The organism is Kitasatospora sp. NPDC007106, assembly GCF_040634455.1.
Lineage (GTDB): Bacteria > Actinomycetota > Actinomycetes > Streptomycetales > Streptomycetaceae > Kitasatospora > Kitasatospora arboriphila.
This window is the reverse complement of the sequence record NZ_JBEYFP010001316.1, coordinates 1-1,260: the sequence shown is the minus strand read 5'-3', so window position 1 is coordinate 1,260 and position 1,260 is coordinate 1. Positions and strand designations below refer to the sequence as shown.

General features: G+C 73.0%; 2 protein-coding genes. Both read left to right on the top strand.

Annotated elements, in window-relative coordinates; translation table 11 throughout:
• The first annotated feature begins 4 nt into the window (after positions 1-4).
• Positions 5-622, top strand: coding sequence for a TetR/AcrR family transcriptional regulator (locus ABZ641_RS38120; RefSeq protein WP_359989233.1), 618 nt, complete (start codon positions 5-7; stop codon positions 620-622).
• Positions 623-772: 150 nt separating this feature from the next.
• Positions 773-1,260 (top strand): TauD/TfdA family dioxygenase (locus ABZ641_RS38115; protein ID WP_359989231.1); only part of this gene is annotated, 488 nt, incomplete at its 3' end.

Below are 1,260 nucleotides of genomic sequence, written 5' to 3'. Positions count from 1 at the left end.
CCGTATGCTCGCAGGCATGGGCGGTACACAGGCACGCGGTGGCGGGCGCGGACCAGGACGGCCGCGGGAGGAGCGGGTGACGGGCGCCGCCCTGAACGCGGTGATCGAGCTGGTCACCGAACAGGGCATCCGGGCGGTCACCATGGACGCCGTGGCCGCCCGGGCGGGCGTCAGCAAGCCGGCCATGTACCGGCGCTGGCCGTCCAAGCAGGCCCTGGTGATCGCGGCCGCCGAGAGCCGGATCGGGCCGCTCTCGGTGCCCGACCTCGGTGATCTGCGGGCCGAACTGCGCGAGGTGCTGACCACGCGTCTGGCCTCCTACCGGATGCCCGGCACGGACCGGCTGGTGGCCGAGCTGATCGGCGCCGCCGCCGCGGCGGAACCCGGCGAGCACGGCGCCTACGCGGCCTACACCGACCGGATCATGGCGGAGACCCGCATCATCCTGGAGCGGGGCATCGCCCGGGGCGAGGTCCGCCCGGAGATCGACATCCGCTCGGCCGCGACCCTGGTGGCGGCCCCGATGATCTACCGGCTGCTGGCGGAGCGCGAACTGCCGGACAGTCATCTCGTCGACGACCTCGTCGACTTCGTGGTGCGCGCGGTCAGCCGCACCTCCTGATCCGCGCATCCCCCGGCCGCCGGGGGGCGGACGCGCCCCTTGTTTCGCCAGGGTGCGTCACCGAATCTCCTCGTCCCAGCCTCTTGCCCTGTCGCGGGCGAATATCAATACTGCCGGTAACGAATTCCGCCGCGAACCGTGGAGGACCGCATGGGCACCGCCGTGAGCACCACCTCGCACCCGATCCTCGCCAAGCCGCTGTTCCACGCCGGCCGCCGCCGGCTGGAGCGGACGGCGCCCGACACTCCGCACGCCGACTTCCGCCTGCTGGAGATCACCCCGATGACCCCGCACATCGGCGCCGAGATCACCGGCGTCGACCTCGCCGACCCGATCGGCGAGGACCTCGCCGCCGAACTGCGCCGGGCCCTGGACGAGTGGAAGGTGATCTTCTTCCGGGACCAGCACCGCTTCGACGCCCGCGCCCACCTCGCCCTGGCCGGCGTGTGGGGGCCGCCCGAGCCGAACCCGTTCTTCCCCAAGGGCGACACCGCCGGGGTCTCCCGGCTCGCCAAGGACGCCACCGCCATCGGCCAGGAGAACATCTGGCACAGCGACCACTCCTTCATGGCCGCCCCGGCGATGGGCTCCGTCCTGCGGGCCGTGGAGGTCCCGGCCGCCGGCGGCGACACCATGTG

Excerpts from the sequence above, each read along its gene's own strand:
- ABZ641_RS38120 (WP_359989233.1), top strand. The coding sequence starts at position 5 with ATGCTCGCAGGCATGGGCGGTACACAGGCACGCGGTGGCGGGCGCGGA.